The 13,791-nt window shown below is 43.7% G+C and carries 22 protein-coding genes and 1 tRNA gene; 5 read left to right on the forward strand and 18 right to left on the reverse strand.

Annotated features, from left to right (window positions below):
• Positions 1–37: 37 nt before the first annotated feature.
• From GK108_RS07475 to GK108_RS07495, 5 genes are all read left to right on the forward strand, one after another.
• Positions 38–111, forward strand: a tRNA-Ala gene (locus GK108_RS07475).
• 93 nt (positions 112–204) lie between these two features.
• On the forward strand, positions 205–1,104 hold the full coding sequence (locus GK108_RS07480) for a tyrosine-type recombinase/integrase (protein WP_163945147.1): 900 nt from the start codon (positions 205–207) through the stop codon (positions 1,102–1,104).
• Positions 1,105–1,135: 31 nt separating this feature from the next.
• Entirely contained in the window at positions 1,136–1,615 is a 480-nt protein-coding gene (locus GK108_RS07485; RefSeq protein WP_163945149.1) for a hypothetical protein, read from the forward strand.
• 181 nt (positions 1,616–1,796) lie between these two features.
• Entirely contained in the window at positions 1,797–2,147 is a 351-nt protein-coding gene (locus GK108_RS07490; RefSeq protein ID WP_163945152.1) for a hypothetical protein, read from the forward strand.
• Positions 2,148–2,217: 70 nt separating this feature from the next.
• Positions 2,218–3,252 (forward strand): DUF6414 family protein, encoded by a 1,035-nt coding sequence (locus tag GK108_RS07495; protein WP_163945154.1) that lies wholly within the window; start codon positions 2,218–2,220, stop codon positions 3,250–3,252.
• Between the two features lie 192 nt (positions 3,253–3,444).
• Here the strand turns inward: GK108_RS07495 and GK108_RS07500 are convergent, their stop codons facing one another.
• The 18 genes from GK108_RS07500 to GK108_RS07585 all read right to left on the reverse strand — a co-directional run bounded on the left by GK108_RS07500 (position 3,445) and on the right by GK108_RS07585 (position 13,787).
• The gene (locus tag GK108_RS07500) at positions 3,445–3,936 is read right to left on the reverse strand and encodes an SMI1/KNR4 family protein (protein WP_163945156.1); all 492 of its coding nucleotides are present in this window, start codon (positions 3,934–3,936) and stop codon (positions 3,445–3,447) included.
• Positions 3,937–4,073: 137 nt separating this feature from the next.
• Positions 4,074–4,463, reverse strand: a complete 390-nt coding sequence (locus GK108_RS07505) for a hypothetical protein (protein WP_163945158.1) — start codon at positions 4,461–4,463, stop codon at positions 4,074–4,076.
• A 12-nt stretch (positions 4,464–4,475) separates the two neighbouring features.
• A complete protein-coding gene (locus tag GK108_RS07510) occupies positions 4,476–5,213 on the reverse strand; it encodes a hypothetical protein (protein WP_163945161.1) in 738 nt (245 codons plus the stop codon).
• Positions 5,214–5,278: 65 nt separating this feature from the next.
• Complete coding sequence (locus GK108_RS07515) at positions 5,279–6,547, reverse strand: sialate O-acetylesterase (protein WP_163945163.1); 1,269 nt, start codon at positions 6,545–6,547, stop codon at positions 5,279–5,281.
• Positions 6,537–7,184, reverse strand: coding sequence for a hypothetical protein (locus GK108_RS07520; protein ID WP_163945165.1), 648 nt, complete (start codon positions 7,182–7,184; stop codon positions 6,537–6,539). The genes GK108_RS07515 and GK108_RS07520 overlap by 11 nt, the downstream gene beginning before the upstream one ends.
• Before the next feature lie 11 nt (positions 7,185–7,195).
• Positions 7,196–7,783 carry a lysozyme family protein gene (locus GK108_RS07525; protein ID WP_163945167.1) on the reverse strand — a complete coding sequence of 196 codons (588 nt, stop codon included), beginning with the start codon at positions 7,781–7,783 and terminating at the stop codon, positions 7,196–7,198.
• 86 nt (positions 7,784–7,869) lie between these two features.
• A complete protein-coding gene (locus GK108_RS07530) occupies positions 7,870–8,337 on the reverse strand; it encodes a hypothetical protein (protein WP_163945169.1) in 468 nt (155 codons plus the stop codon).
• Between the two features lie 21 nt (positions 8,338–8,358).
• Positions 8,359–8,637 (reverse strand): hypothetical protein, encoded by a 279-nt coding sequence (locus GK108_RS07535; RefSeq protein ID WP_163945170.1) that lies wholly within the window; start codon positions 8,635–8,637, stop codon positions 8,359–8,361.
• 2 nt (positions 8,638–8,639) lie between these two features.
• Complete coding sequence (locus GK108_RS07540; RefSeq protein ID WP_163945172.1) at positions 8,640–9,227, reverse strand: transglycosylase SLT domain-containing protein; 588 nt, start codon at positions 9,225–9,227, stop codon at positions 8,640–8,642.
• A gap of 2 nt (positions 9,228–9,229) precedes the next feature.
• Complete coding sequence (locus tag GK108_RS07545) at positions 9,230–9,943, reverse strand: hypothetical protein (RefSeq protein WP_163945174.1); 714 nt, start codon at positions 9,941–9,943, stop codon at positions 9,230–9,232.
• A 27-nt stretch (positions 9,944–9,970) separates the two neighbouring features.
• Positions 9,971–10,312, reverse strand: a complete 342-nt coding sequence (locus GK108_RS07550; RefSeq protein ID WP_163945176.1) for a hypothetical protein — start codon at positions 10,310–10,312, stop codon at positions 9,971–9,973.
• Positions 10,313–10,363: 51 nt separating this feature from the next.
• A complete protein-coding gene (locus GK108_RS07555) occupies positions 10,364–10,921 on the reverse strand; it encodes a hypothetical protein (protein ID WP_163945179.1) in 558 nt (185 codons plus the stop codon).
• 69 nt (positions 10,922–10,990) lie between these two features.
• The gene (locus tag GK108_RS07560) at positions 10,991–11,161 is read right to left on the reverse strand and encodes a hypothetical protein (RefSeq protein ID WP_163945182.1); all 171 of its coding nucleotides are present in this window, start codon (positions 11,159–11,161) and stop codon (positions 10,991–10,993) included.
• Between the two features lie 95 nt (positions 11,162–11,256).
• The gene (locus GK108_RS07565) at positions 11,257–11,838 is read right to left on the reverse strand and encodes a hypothetical protein (protein ID WP_163943866.1); all 582 of its coding nucleotides are present in this window, start codon (positions 11,836–11,838) and stop codon (positions 11,257–11,259) included.
• Positions 11,839–11,874: 36 nt separating this feature from the next.
• Positions 11,875–12,231 (reverse strand): hypothetical protein, encoded by a 357-nt coding sequence (locus tag GK108_RS07570; protein WP_163945185.1) that lies wholly within the window; start codon positions 12,229–12,231, stop codon positions 11,875–11,877.
• On the reverse strand, positions 12,218–12,676 hold the full coding sequence (locus tag GK108_RS07575; protein ID WP_163945188.1) for a hypothetical protein: 459 nt from the start codon (positions 12,674–12,676) through the stop codon (positions 12,218–12,220). Before GK108_RS07575 ends, GK108_RS07570 begins: the two co-directional genes overlap by 14 nt.
• Before the next feature lie 2 nt (positions 12,677–12,678).
• Positions 12,679–13,134, reverse strand: a complete 456-nt coding sequence (locus GK108_RS07580; RefSeq protein ID WP_163945191.1) for an NDR1/HIN1-like protein — start codon at positions 13,132–13,134, stop codon at positions 12,679–12,681.
• A complete protein-coding gene (locus tag GK108_RS07585; protein ID WP_163945194.1) occupies positions 13,131–13,787 on the reverse strand; it encodes a hypothetical protein in 657 nt (218 codons plus the stop codon). The genes GK108_RS07580 and GK108_RS07585 overlap by 4 nt, the downstream gene beginning before the upstream one ends.
• Positions 13,788–13,791 lie beyond the last annotated feature (4 nt).

The raw sequence follows: 13,791 nt of genomic DNA on the forward strand, positions 1-13,791 counted from the left end.
TCTTTGCACCCACAAAACGCGAAAGAGCGTATTGGACGGGGGTATAGCTCAGTTGGCTAGAGCGCTACAATGGCATTGTAGAGGCCGTCGGTTCGAATCCGACTATCTCCACATAATAGTACTTTTCTAATAACAAGGCCGCTACAGGGAACTGTAGCGGCCTTGTTCGTTTAAATATTTCAAGTTCAAAACAATTTATCCACTATGCGAAAATCACCAACCCTAAAAGACGACTTAAAAGAGTATTTAGAGTACAAAGAATCAATCCTTAGAGACGATAGTTACAAGGTTTACAAGCTGTTTGGCAAGAAGTTCTTATCATTTTTAGAAGTTAAGAAGCTGATAGACACACCAACGAAAGACGTAACGCCGAAACTATGCGAGAACTACAAAAGGCACATTCTTAAACTGCATAAGCACACAACTACACGAAACAAGGAAATCGCCCAAATGAAAACGTTCTTTTACCAGTTCACTAAATCAGGCTGGGAGCGTTACCGGGTTAGTCCTGCTCAAAATATCGAATTGTTACCTAAGCAGGATAGTGAATTACACGAACCATTTAGCGAGAATCAGGCTAGTGAGATCATTGGCAAAATTTTAGAAAAGCGGGACTACTGGTTATTACTTTACATCTACATGATACATTACACGTTTGCCCGGCCCGGTCGTGAAGTACGTTTAATGAAGGTAGGAGACATAAAACCAAGAGCCTTATTAATCCGCCCTGAAAACTCAAAAAATAGACGTACTAAAACACCCACAATTGCAAAACCCGTTGAGCAGTTAATAGAGTATTTAGGCATAAAAAATATGCCTAATCATTATTACATTTTTGGTGCGAATGGTTGCCCAGGCACGAAACCCTGTGGCCGCAATTTATATTACCACCGTCACAGACAAATTCTAAAAGAGCTAAAGATAGAGGGTAAGTACACTCTGTATGGCTGGAAGCACACTGGAAATATCAGGGCTATTACGTTAGGTATCAATGAGCGAGAATTACAATTTCAGAACGGTTTTCGGGATCATAGAACGCTCGAAATATACATACGTAAATTGTCGGCTTATATGTCTAGCGAGATTTACGAAAAGTTTTTATAAAATTGTAACCTAATGGTTGATAATCTACACAATGAAGCACTTGTTCATATCCCTCTCCCTTGCATCCCTCACCCTCTTGGCCGCTTGTAAAAGCAATAATAATACAGTAGCCCCTTCAGTAGACACAAATTCCTTTGTCGGGATTTATGAAGGTGAAGTGACCCTTTCTTATGGCCGTACAGGAGCAATGGCAACTGAGAGGCCGCAAAGTGTTACGCTAACTGTTAGCCGAGTTATTGGGCCAGATCAACCTAAAGGGTTATTGTTTAAAGAACAGTATATAGGCTACAGCCGTCAATATTCCGTGTATTTTGATTTGGATAGTACAGCGTTCAGCGTTGATAAGTTTCAAGAGCAAGTTTCTGTAAATGGAACGCTTGCGCAAGGTGTAGCGAGCGGTATTGGTAAATTCTCTGCCGATGGTAAGAAAGTAAGTTTATATACGTCAACTGACGTAATTGTAGTGGGGCCTTATAATCGTTCGGTCAAAATAGAAGCAATAAAGAGATAACCTCTTACATACTCAATCAAACGGGGGCCCGGCCAATTGGTCGGGCTTTCTTATTAAAGAATTATAATAAAACTTTGTGCCACGAAGAAATTACACTAATTTTCCTCTATGGCAGATACCTATTGAAACTCAAAATAGTTAGTCTATTAGTATGATAAAATGGTTAATTTATACTGTGCTGATGGGAGCTATCCCTTTCTTCGTTAGATTGTTCATTTATTTTTTCTCAACTAAGCTGAAAATTGACTACATAGTTAGTGAGGTAGATATGGTAACATTTGGCCTAGTGCTTAATGTTTCGAATATAAATGAACTAGATGGCAGAAGTGATTTGGATGAAAGAAAAAAATCAATTTATGTAGGTTTATCAACTGTTGCGATAATAATATTTGGTGTTATTCTTGGTGTTGCATATGTAGCTGATATTGATAAGACAAAACTGTTTAATGCAGATAGAATAAAAATCGGTTCAGCTGTTCTAAGTATTGTATCTTTAATATTTAGTTATTCTTTTATTGTAAAAAGAGACTAGAACAGAATGATGAACTATTTAGATATTTTTATACTGATTAGTGTAGCAATAATTAGTATTGCGATGTTATATGTCGCAATTGATAACCTTAAGCAAGCCAGAAGAAAAAGTTATGACGAATTTGTTGAAAATAGAAAACAGCGCCACGAAAAAAATTAAATCATTTCAATATTTGGATACAGATAAAATGTATTCGATTTCATCTCAAATTTTTGAAGGATTGACAGATTATGTACTAAGCTCAAAACAGAAATCAACAGAAGAATCAAATACCCAGAAAGGTAGGGAGTGGGGCAGCGGCCGTATCTTAGCTGATATTATAGAAGAATCTGCTACTACAACGGAAAAGCGTTTTTTACATGATTATTCTTATAATTTATTTGAAGATGCTTTGGTTAGAGCACAGAGAGTAATTGAACTTGATGAAACTAATATCGCTGAAAATATTACCAATATCAACGACAAAAGTTTTGTAAGAATTACAGGTAAGGCATTATTTAATGATACAAATCGTGTAGTTAAATCACTTACAAACTTTAACGAATTCGGCTATGCTGTTTGGTACATGACTCAGGGTAAGGATTTAGTCAAGGCCTATAAAGAAAATAAAGCAAGTGCAAACAAAATTGTAGATAGGAATAAAAAAGCAGCAACATTATCGCATATTGACGGGATTGTAAATTTTAAAGAATTAATAGAAGAAGCTGGCTTGTATATAGATCCCGAACATCTACACAATATGGCATATCTATTAGATTATGGATATGAGGGACAGTTTGAAATACAATTGCCATTATATTTAGAGGATAGTGCTTACTTGTTTAGTGCACAACTAAAAAGAGGTATGCTTAAAGAGGAAGAAGCTTTACTTATAAGAAAGTTTTCAAGAGAAACTGAAAAGGAATTTACAGTTTTTGGAATCTTAACTCAATCACGAGGTGTATCTGAAAAATTAGATTCATATAGAAAAACTGATTCAGATCAAACTTTGAAGCAAGCATTAATGAATTTCGTTTCTACGCTAACTAAACTGGAAGATACATTTACAGGGAAGCTAGAACACGAATATGTAATTGATCCTATAGCAGTATATATTGAACTTTAAAAGGTAAACTAACCAAGACGGGTTTCTCTTTTTCTAAAAAGAGAAACCCGTCTTGGTTAGTTAGAAATTGAAGGTTTACATTTTTGCCTAGCTTCATACTTTATTATATTTAGGAATTTACTTTTAAGGAATTTTCAACTTTTATTACTTTTATGTAGTATTATTGACCCGTGAATTAGTACGTAATACAGGCTATTCATCATAGCCAGGTATTTTATAAAACATTTGCAAGAAATCCTCAAATGAATCAGCTAAATAAATCTTCATTAAATCTCCTGTACTATCTGTATAACCTGCATAATCAAGCAAAATTATCTTACCATAATCGTCTCCTTTATAGCCAATCATTGTTATACTACTATGGCAATAATTTTGGCCTATGGGAAGTAATTCATCAAGATGATAACCTGGTCTATAGCCCCCAATCTCATCCTCTTTAATTTCTTTGATTGCCCCTGTGAGTTCTTCAATACCATAAAGCCAAAATAAGCCGTCAGATGTTTTTTCTCCGGCACTGTTGGTAAAGGTAAACCCCCACTCTGCTGATCCATCAGCACCATTTGATTGTAGCAAAAATGTTCGATATTGTTCAGGTATTTGAATGGACATTAACTTCTCCCATGCATTAATATTTTCCTCTGTAGTAGGGGGTTTATAATATAAGAAGCTTCTTGTTAATTGCATGACATAAAGCGAGTTTGAGTAGTAATTGGACCTGGAAATGCGATAGGATTGTTTATAGTTTGCCACGAAAAATAAGAGATGCTCACATAACAGACTTACTCCCGGATCAATAATATATGAATTATTTATAGCAGTTGCTACAAAAACTGTGCTATCATCTGAGCATCAATACCACGTATGAGCCAATAGTTCGACAGGTTATCCGACTCGAACAGGAAACGAACGATTCGGCAATCGTCCATATCTTCAGATTCTAGTGCCTGCTGCGTTAAGTAATCATCGAAATTGCCGCCGTCAAGAATGCGAACCACAATGTATTTTACGGGAACCGATGGGGTAGGAGCGTCAGGGTTAACTACCTGCGTAACGTACTGATTCGTAACGTACTGATTGTTTACGGCTTCTAGTTTGGCCGTACTGTCGTGCTGTAGTTGGGCAACGGCATTTTCTAAGTTTCGCCTGCGCTTAACTAATACATAAGCTATATAGCCAACTACAGCGAATAAAATTAGGTGTCTTAATTTCATTGTTTGTAAGGGTTAAGGAATGGCTATTATTAAATCACCGTCCGCGTTTTTTACGCCCGTTGGCCGTTTCTCTATGGCGAAAACGGCAATACTGAAAATAGCCGCTAAACCGAATACAGCCAGCGACCGACGAAACCCGCCAAACACGTAAGCCAGAATGACAACAGAAAGCGCGAAATAGATGTAAACCTTTTCGCTCGTTAGTAAGGCTTTTAGGCTATCTGGAGCAACTAAACCACCATACAAATAGAAACGAACGTCTTGCCCTAAACGGTCGTTTGCGCTCAATAACCCGTCTGGCAGTACTACCGTTTTACCGTCGATAGATAGCGGCAAATACGAGTTGTGCCTATCTGCGCTACTGGTTTTCTGGAAGAACGTTAAGGGCTGTTTGTCGTAGGGGTTTTCATAGATTTCTACCGGGTGCGAATGAAACCGAATTGGCAAAGCGCCTGCCTGTAAAACCTCATTTCGAACGATTGCACTGTTAGCAGGCTGATAGGCTGTTTTGCGCTGTTCGCCTTGTAGCTGGTTCGGTAGGAGGGTGAAACGAGTAATTACCAGCGATCCAGAAACAGGGTAGGCCCAAAGAATGCCGCCCGTTTCTTCGTGTAGTGGGTAGATACTCTGTAACTGTTTTAAAACAGCCGCTTTTACTACCACATTAACCGGCGCTTTTAATACTAAGGTCTTGCGCCCTTCGGTCGTAACCTCTTTAAAATACCCTGCTTGTTGAAGTTCTGCTATCATAGTAGTTGCGGATTAAAAATTAAGCCGGGTCAATCCGCCCGGCTTAATTTGGTTATTCATCACGGTTAGACTTTACCAGTTAGCCGGGCTAAGGCCAGAAGCGCCAGCACCAGAAAGGCCCATAGTAATTTGCTGGATCGCTTTATGTACAAACCCACCAGCGCAAGCCCGGCTAAAAGTAGAATTGCCCAATCGACCCCGTTTAATTGAGCCGTAGGAGCTTTGTATAAAACAGCCGGAAAAACAGACGTAGCGCCTTGCGACACATAGGGCGTTGACTGCTTAAAAAACGAGTCGGTTAAGCTGTTAGCCCATTCGATAGCAAACTCGTCTATCGCGGTTCCGAATAAATGATCTTTCCCCGAACTGCTATGATAACTAGGCCAAAACTCTGTATTAAAATCCGGCCCTTTCCATGTATTAGGGTAGGATTGAATAAGCTGTTGTAAACCTTGCGCGGTCGGTATATCATATAGCGAATGAGGAACCGCCGTAAGTTCTTCCTGCACCAAAACAAGGGCTAAATCTGGCTTATTGAACGTAGTACGCACGTAGTTAAACACGGTCTTAAACCGATCTACAAACGTGGCCGTATCGGTTCCCCTATCGTTATAGCCATGCTCTACCAGAATAGCCCGAACGCCCGTTTTCGGCACGTAGTATTGCATGACCGTTTCAAGCGGTAGGAACGGCTGACGGCTTGCCGGGTCGGTGGTTCCGGGTGGTAACTGTGTGCGGGGTTGTCCGGTTAGGAGTTGCCAGTTTTGCAGGATATTTGACCCACCATAGGCGCAACCATACAACAATACCGGAACGCCTAAGCGTTGAACCAGGCGATCACCGAATTGGCCCCATGCGTCGGGCGAATCGTGAAACGGCCCGACTTTGTCAGTCAGTTTGCCAAACTGGTACTTACGGGTGCTAAGATCATCCAGTAAGGTAATTACACGTTCATCCGTTGCCGGTAGCTGGTGGCTTTCATCGTGTCCGCCCTGCATGAAGCTATGCCCGAACAGAATAAAGACTTCACCAGCACCCACCCGGCTAACCAGTACCGTTGTGTCACCCGCCGTAACGGTTAACGAATACCAGCCCCCCGGCACTTGCACCGTACCGGCAAAGTTACCGTTCACGTCTACCGGGATGGTTTGAACAATTGGTAAGGCATAGTCTAGGGTCTGAACATCGCTTACTTTAATTCGGCTAAAGCTGGCTTTTACATTGTCCGTACCAGCCGCAACGGTTCCCATAACTGGAATACTGGCAAACCCGGCATTGTTGCGCTGATAGACAGCGTTTAGGTAGGGTTCCTGAATAGAGAGATTAGTGAGCATGAGGAACAATAGCGGTTAAAAAGTGAAGGAATGCGGCCAGCAATCCGGCCAGAATTGCCAGCCGAACAGAGGGCGAAAGGCTTTTAAAATCGTCCCGTAAGCGTGAGAATGAATACTCGGAAACGAAGCCGAATAAGCTGATACAAGCCAGCCAGCAACCGCCCAACGCTACCGACATAGCCCAACAGATTGACCCGGCTGATTTGAGCAAATAGGCCAAAAAACCGGCTTCAAGTTGGGCGCTGGAATAGTCCGCAAACAGGAAGGCTACAAGGGTAAAAAAGGCTTTCAGAAACAGGCTATTAATCGAGCGTTTTACTTGGTTGTGTTGGGCTTCAATACGTTGTTCGTTCGATGCCTGTAACTCGGTTTCAGATACGATGCCTAATTCTAGTTTTAGCTCGTTTGCCTGTTTGTCTGCTACTTCAGCGAAGCGATAGAGCTTTTGTTTGTCGTCGTCGCTGTCGGCTTTGGCCGCTTGGTTTCTGTAGCCGTTCGCTTCGTTTTCCAGTACTGTAATCAGTCCTAGTTTTTCGTCCCGTTCGGCTTGAATAGCCTGTTGTTTCTGAAAGGCCAATTGCTCTAACTGGCTTTGTAAATCCTGTTCCTGGCTGGTTAAATCGTCTAAGTTTACCATGACTAAAGAGGTTAGGAACCAGCCGGTACAAAGCGGCTGATTTGTTGTTTCACATCGCGAATAGTGATAAGTCCGTCGCGGTTTACGTCGAGCACTTTATTCAGGTTGTAGCGCCTGCGATCTAAGGGCGTTTTGCCGTTGGCTCGGTACAAAACTTGACTGTCAGGTTTGCCCAAAAAAGCGGGAGCAAACACCACTAAATACACGTCGTACACATCGCGCATACGACCTTTGTAGGGTGCGAAATACTTTTCGACGTATGCGAGTTGTTCGACTGCGGACATAGCCGATAACTTGCCCGGCGTTGTGCCTAATCGGGTGGCTGTTGTCGGGATAAATTGGATTAATCCAACCGAACCCGAATAGGGATTCCGAACATTGGCCCGAAACGTTCCCGCCGTTTCGAATCGGATCACGATCATTAACCAATCCGGTTTTACCTGTAAACGGGTCGCTACGGTAACGACTTCCGAAACAAACGCGGCCCGGTAGGTTGCCGGTACGAGTTCAGAATAAACAAGGGTTTGGGGTTTACGTGCGGTATCGGCATAGAGGATGCCAGACACAGCCAAAAGCAGTACCAGAGCAAACGATTTCATAAACAAGAGGAAGGGTAGAACAAAAAAAGGGGGGCCGAACAAGTAGCCCGGCCCCCCTAACAGTGGCCTATTGTGGCCGTTGGTGGCTAGTTATTTATTTCGCTAATCGGCACGTAATGAACCGTTTCGATACAGACGATAACAGGGTACACATCAAGTGAAGCCCGTAAATCAATCGTTTCTTTGATTCCTGCGTATTCGCTTTGAATAGCGGGTGTATAAAAGCGATCCATATATTCACTAGAAAGCGGTTTGTTGGCAAATGAACCGTTTATTGTGTGAGTATCCAGCGGAACCCGGCCCGATATATAATACAGATATTGCCATTCAACTAGGTTGTCGTTATCAACCTCCACGTCAGCCGGTAAAGCGAGCTTACTCACCATTTTGGCAAACTCGCGTTCCCGTTCGCGCCGAATAAGAATCAAGCCGTTACCTATATAATTAGCAACACATATATAGGCTTCATCGCCTTCTACCTGAACCGATTGAATTTTGTTATCAGTGAGTTTAATAAACTCATACTGAGAACGTTTTACAAAATTTTTGATCATAATAAGGAAGGGTTAAGGGTACTATTTTTTATCGACCAGTAAGACCGCCGTACCGACCGAACTAACAAACGCTACGGTATGCGTACCGGCTGTTAGTGACAGCGAACTGCCCGGCTTAACAGCATACAAGGCGTTTAATACCGCGTTTTTGGCTGAAAATGGAAGGTTTTTTATGGCTTCGTCTATTTCCTCATTTGTTACAAGTAAATTACTATCTGAGGTGTTAATGAGCACCGATTTTGCGGCTACGGGGGCCACAACTGGCCCGGCTTGGTTAATCAGGGTGAAGGTTTTAGGCATTGTTAAACACGTTTAAGAGCGAAGAATAAAAACAGGACTACCGCAATAGCGGCAATAGGAAAAACCTTTTCGTCGGTGGTCAGACTACCGGCACTGTAACCGGCTGGAATGTAGCGGCTGATTACGGCCTTTATTTCACCGACTGTAATAACACCGTCGTTATTAGTGTCGAGCGCCTTATTACTGGTGTATTCTTTGGAGGGCGAAACATAGACCTTTTGCGCGTCGGGTCTACCGATATAAACCGGAGCAAAAACAGCTAGATATACGCTGTACAAATCGGTCATTCGGCCCGTGTACGGCTTTAGGTACTTTTCGACGTAATCAAGCTGGGTAATCGCGTCCATCACCTTAATTTGATCGAGCGTAACGCCCAATCCTGAAACGCCCACCTTTGTAAACTGAATCAGGCCGTAGGCTTCTGAGTAAGGGTTTTTAACCGAGGGCGAAAACGTACCGGCTGACTCGAAACGTATGACGATCATTAACCAATTCGGGTCGATCTGCAAGCGGTTTGAAATCGCCTGAACCTTTGCCAGAAAGCCAGCGCGGTAGGAGGAAGGGACTAGATTTTCGTATGCGAGTGCCATAGTTAACCAATTTTTACGGCACTTTTCAGCACCCAATTATACACGTCATACAGGCCAAAAACGGCGGGGTTCGAGTAGCGAACAAAGACGTTTTTATCGCCTTTATTCGGTATATCAGGGAGTACACGTTCTGACACGTATTTGCCCAAAACCTGCCCTTTGGTTGCCTGCGTATTACGCCCTAAGAAATCCGATTCGACATTGTAAGGCACAGCATCGACGCGAATATTAACCGTCTGATTGGCTGTTACGGTCTTGCCGACCAGGTTAATCGGAGAGCTGGTAGACGTGCCGCCCGTACTGCCTGAACTACCTGTTGTAGAGGTGGTTTTGTAGACGTAGTTCCAGAACGTTTGTAAATCAGTACGGCTTAACTCGTTCGATAGATCGGTCGTTAACTCAGAGCCAAACAGCACCCGGTACGAATCAGAAACGGCCTTATAATCTGTTATTTGTTGGCCCGTCTGCATGATCAATTCTACGTCTGTACCGTCTACGTCCATTAGAAAACTAACGCCTGAACGGTTCATTGCATCGCGTAGGGCTTGCGCCTGTTGGGTGTTAGTGTCGGTTCCTGCACCGTCCAAATAGGTCTGCTTTTTAGACTTGTTGAAGCCCGAAACAAACAGGTAAATAACAACAACGACGACGACTACTAAGAGCAGGTTATTATAACCGCCGTCGTTGAGTTCTTTAAGTCTATCATTGTTGCTCACTGTTGTAAGGGGTTAAGGGTTAGGAGGTTAAAACTTAAAGGTTTTGACGATTGCCCAAAAAGGAATTTTTTTAGCAATCTCCGGGAATGCCTTTTCAATATCATCTAATTTGATGGTTCCCGCGTCGGCTTTGGCCTTTAAGGAGTAGGCTTTTGCGATGTTGTCAGGGGTTAAGATTTTACGCGCGGTTGCCGGGTCTTGCTCAATACCGTCAGCGATTTTTTCGATAATATCGCAAGCCGTAGCCGGGTTGTCGGTCGCATCAGCCAGCCCGTTAAAAAGCCGGGCGAGTTGCTTTTGTACGTAGTCTTTGTCAATTACCTGCACGTCCATTGGTGCTGGTAATTCAGCGGTTTTTGTCGTTGCCATGATGGTATTTTTAAAGCGGCTTAGGGGATAGGGGTTGCAAGGGGAAAGGGCTTAAAGCCGGAAGCCGTTACCACCCGAAAAGACTTTCTTAATCTCGCTAGCGGCCTGAACTGTATCACTGGCTTTTTGGGCTACCTGCAAGAAATCGGGCATTCCGTCCTCATCCTCATCAGCGAACATTTTTTCTAGTTTCAAGACTCGTTTTTCAAGGTCTTTTACCAAATCCACCAGCGGCCCGAATTTGTCGTACATCTGTTCAAACATCATCGTTTTACGGGCTTCTTCAACGATCTGTTTATAAACATGATCGGCAACCCCGTAAGCATTTGTCGAGTTCACAGACTGCATAGAATGATTGGTTTGCTGGCTGGTTTGGCCTTTGGTGAAGGGGAATAGATAGGAGCCGGAGCGGTCTTTCGGATTGCGTGAACATTCCATTTTGTAGGAGCCAGCCGGTAAGAACTGAACCGTTTTTCTGAACTGCTCTATACTGCTGTTAATGTCGCTTTCGTCGGTATTATCGCCTATCTTATTATTGCCTGATTTGATCCACCAATAGGGCGTATTGTTGTGGCGTAGGTACTCAATCGCCTGTTCTACCGTATCCATATATACGCAAGATTTAAACAGGCCCGGCCAACGCCCAACGGGTAGGGGATTCTGTTAGCCGGGACGCTGTTATTTTTTCATTTTAGCCACCCGTTCACGCACTTGCTTACGTTGCATCGCTTCGCGTTTGATCGCGTCGTTATGCGCTTTTACTTTTTTGCAAGCTGCTTCGTATTTCTGCAAGGTTTTCAGGCTTGCCCCCGCTTTGGGAGCTTTGGGGTAACGCTTTAGTTTTGCCATTACTGACAGAGAGTTAAAGGGTTAAAAAAGAGGAAAGTTGCCGGGCTATTTGGGTCAACTGGAAGCCCGGCACAACCTATCGCGGGTCGGGGTTGTTATCGGCGTTTTTTCTTGCTCAAACCGAGAGCCGGAGCAATGAACGGTTTCCAGAGCAGAATGACCAGAATGAGTACGACTAACCACCAGTAGTTCGATAGGAACGTACTGATTTGTTCGCTAATGGTCGGAGCCTTATAGGTCGTGTCGGTCGTTGTTACCGTACCGCCCCCGGTGGTTGTACCTCCGCCCGTAGTAGTACCTCCGCCTGTGGTTGTACCGCCCCCGGTGGTTGTACCTCCGCTTGTTGGTGTGGGAGCGCCTACGTCTACCCAATCCGATTGGATATTTTCGTAGTAGTCAAACTGTGTGCCGGTTGCTGGTTGCTTGTAAGCCGGAATATTGCCAATGATCTGATTATCAGTATATGGCCCCAGCGTACAATCTGACGCGGCTTTCGGGAATTTGTAACGGTCGCCGTTGGTGCTCGTCTGTAAGGCTGACGCGTAAGCAGGTTGCTTAACAACCAATTTGTTTACGGCTATGTCGCCCAGAATAACAACAAACTTGCCCGGTGCGGCTGCATCATCGTAAAAAACTGGGCCTGCTTTACCTAAATAGCCGGTTTGAATAAGTGCCATTTTGAAATGGATTTAAGGGTTAAAAAAGTGAAAGGGTTACGCGTTAAAGTTTTGGTAAACAATCGGGTTGAACGATTTCCAGCCTACCGAATTTGACCATGCTTCGACAAAGGCCAGACCAGCACCCAACGCCAACGCGGGAAAGCGGTAGTCTCGGGTGGTTGTGTTGTTAGCATCTAGCCGGAGCGTTTGACGAATATCAGCCGGGCTAGATTCAAACCTTTTTGCTACGTCTGAATACACGCCAAGACTGCGTAAATAGTCGGGAGTTCGAAACATAACCCGCCCATTATCATCGGTAGAAAAAGCGTACCGCTTGCCGTTTACCAGCACTTCAAACAGGGGCTTATTAATGGCCGTTTGGCCGAACTGAGCCGTTCTAACGTTTGGCATTGGATTTAGGGTTAAAAAAGAGGAAGTAGAATAAGATTAACAAAAGCAAAAAGGTTATTATCAGAACTTTAGGGTCTGTAAAGTCGATATTGAAAACACGGTTGCTGGCACTAGGAGCGTTGTTTGTGGTGTCGGTCGTTCCAGTCCCTAACAGGCTGGCATAGGAGGGGTAAGAAGCTACTAAGTTTTGATTCTTAATAATCCCGTTTTTGGTCAGGATAGATAATGCCTTATCGCCGTACTTAAGGATGAAATCTAACGTATTCGCCAGTTTCGTATTACCGCTTGCGGTAGCGTTATCTTTGGCTACAGTAAGATCAGCGGTTAGTTTCGGATCAGACGGGGAATTAATTGCGTAGCCTTCGGATTCGTAGAAATCACGGTATGACTGCACATCGTCGTAACTCCAACCCTCCGACATATAGAACTCGTCAAACTCATTCATAATCAGATTGATTTAGTATCGAAGTCGAAAGATTGTTTTACAGGAATCTGGAAGCCTTCGGCATAGACTAGACCGTCGAGCGTTAGGTTTACTTTGCCTGATTTGAAGATGTTAACTATAGAACCTGCCGCCGTCAGTAAGTCGAAATAGGAGACTGTAACCTTGACGGGTAGGGTAGTAGTGCCGTTCGGGTTTATCGTTACCGGGCTGGTAATTAATGCTTTGCCTAAGAACTTACCGGCGCTCATTACGTCAAAGTCCGCCGATTTGATATTAACCGAACCGCTGCTAACGTTTTGCGCAATAAGCGGTAATTCAAACGTTACGGCCCCACCTTGTAAACTAAATTGTCTGGGTAAACCAACGCTAAATTCTAATTGTCTGGCTGTACTCACCTTGTTCAAGATGTATAAGGCAATCAGGAGTACAAAGACCAGAACGATAAATCCTTTTTTCATCTACGATTGCGGTTTTTAAGCCAAAGGAAGAAAAGCAGTAGTAAAGCAAAACCAGCGAAATAGTACCACGTCGGTACGGCTGTAGCTGCGTTGTTGGTTGGGTCGGTGGTCGTGTCGGTCGTGCCAATTTTGACCAAATCAGCGAGTAACTGATTACGAATAGTAGCCAACTGCTTTAAATCGTCGGCGTAAGCCTGAATCAGTGATTGAACCTTTAATTGCTCAATCGCTTGTGCTGTGTTCGCCTGATTGCTGATTAGCGTAATAGCAGAACCCACAACAGGAACCAAGCTAAGAGCCGACGTGACGATTTTAGAAAAGGCGTTGTAACTGTCTGCTGACTGACTTTGCAGTCTGGACAAAAGCTGATCGGTTCGCGTTTTAATGAACTTGACGCGCTCGTTAATCGCGTTAATTCGTTCATTGATCCATGCTTCACGCTCAGAATCGGTAGTGCCTTTGTAAGCGACTTTTACCGCGTCGGTCGTGCTGATTGCGTCCGCGTTTTGCTTTCGAATCTGATCTCTGATTTCGTCAGGCAGATAAATATTTCGCCACGCTTGCCACGGCCAGAAACCCGGCAATTTTGCGATAATTACGTCCGGGTCTTGAAAGTCAGGAGTTCCCGAATACGTTGTGTTTAGATAAGCCATTTAC

This window comes from Spirosoma terrae (assembly GCF_010435915.1).
Classification (GTDB): Bacteria; Bacteroidota; Bacteroidia; order Cytophagales; family Spirosomataceae; genus Spirosoma; species Spirosoma terrae.

Bases quoted from the DNA above. Each gene is read 5' to 3' on its own strand.
- GK108_RS07555 (WP_163945179.1), bottom strand. From the start codon at position 10,921: ATGGATACGGTAGAACAGGCGATTGAGTACCTACGCCACAACAATACG.
- GK108_RS07505 (WP_163945158.1), bottom strand. From the start codon at position 4,463: ATGAAATTAAGACACCTAATTTTATTCGCTGTAGTTGGCTATATAGCT.
- GK108_RS07490 (WP_163945152.1), top strand. From the start codon at position 1,797: ATGGGAGCTATCCCTTTCTTCGTTAGATTGTTCATTTATTTTTTCTCA.
- GK108_RS07515 (WP_163945163.1), bottom strand. From the start codon at position 6,547: ATGCTCACTAATCTCTCTATTCAGGAACCCTACCTAAACGCTGTCTAT.
- GK108_RS07510 (WP_163945161.1), bottom strand. From the start codon at position 5,213: ATGATAGCAGAACTTCAACAAGCAGGGTATTTTAAAGAGGTTACGACC.
- GK108_RS07570 (WP_163945185.1), bottom strand. From the start codon at position 12,231: ATGCCAAACGTTAGAACGGCTCAGTTCGGCCAAACGGCCATTAATAAG.
- GK108_RS07580 (WP_163945191.1), bottom strand. From the start codon at position 13,134: ATGAAAAAAGGATTTATCGTTCTGGTCTTTGTACTCCTGATTGCCTTA.
- GK108_RS07560 (WP_163945182.1), bottom strand. From the start codon at position 11,161: ATGGCAAAACTAAAGCGTTACCCCAAAGCTCCCAAAGCGGGGGCAAGC.
- GK108_RS07540 (WP_163945172.1), bottom strand. From the start codon at position 9,227: ATGGCACTCGCATACGAAAATCTAGTCCCTTCCTCCTACCGCGCTGGC.
- GK108_RS07480 (WP_163945147.1), top strand. From the start codon at position 205: ATGCGAAAATCACCAACCCTAAAAGACGACTTAAAAGAGTATTTAGAG.
- GK108_RS07565 (WP_163943866.1), bottom strand. From the start codon at position 11,838: ATGGCACTTATTCAAACCGGCTATTTAGGTAAAGCAGGCCCAGTTTTT.
- GK108_RS07575 (WP_163945188.1), bottom strand. From the start codon at position 12,676: ATGAATGAGTTTGACGAGTTCTATATGTCGGAGGGTTGGAGTTACGAC.
- GK108_RS07485 (WP_163945149.1), top strand. From the start codon at position 1,136: ATGAAGCACTTGTTCATATCCCTCTCCCTTGCATCCCTCACCCTCTTG.
- GK108_RS07525 (WP_163945167.1), bottom strand. From the start codon at position 7,783: ATGAAATCGTTTGCTCTGGTACTGCTTTTGGCTGTGTCTGGCATCCTC.
- GK108_RS07495 (WP_163945154.1), top strand. From the start codon at position 2,218: ATGTCGCAATTGATAACCTTAAGCAAGCCAGAAGAAAAAGTTATGACG.
- GK108_RS07535 (WP_163945170.1), bottom strand. From the start codon at position 8,637: ATGCCTAAAACCTTCACCCTGATTAACCAAGCCGGGCCAGTTGTGGCC.
- GK108_RS07520 (WP_163945165.1), bottom strand. From the start codon at position 7,184: ATGGTAAACTTAGACGATTTAACCAGCCAGGAACAGGATTTACAAAGC.
- GK108_RS07550 (WP_163945176.1), bottom strand. From the start codon at position 10,312: ATGGCAACGACAAAAACCGCTGAATTACCAGCACCAATGGACGTGCAG.
- GK108_RS07500 (WP_163945156.1), bottom strand. From the start codon at position 3,936: ATGCAATTAACAAGAAGCTTCTTATATTATAAACCCCCTACTACAGAG.
- GK108_RS07585 (WP_163945194.1), bottom strand. From the start codon at position 13,787: ATGGCTTATCTAAACACAACGTATTCGGGAACTCCTGACTTTCAAGAC.
- GK108_RS07530 (WP_163945169.1), bottom strand. From the start codon at position 8,337: ATGATCAAAAATTTTGTAAAACGTTCTCAGTATGAGTTTATTAAACTC.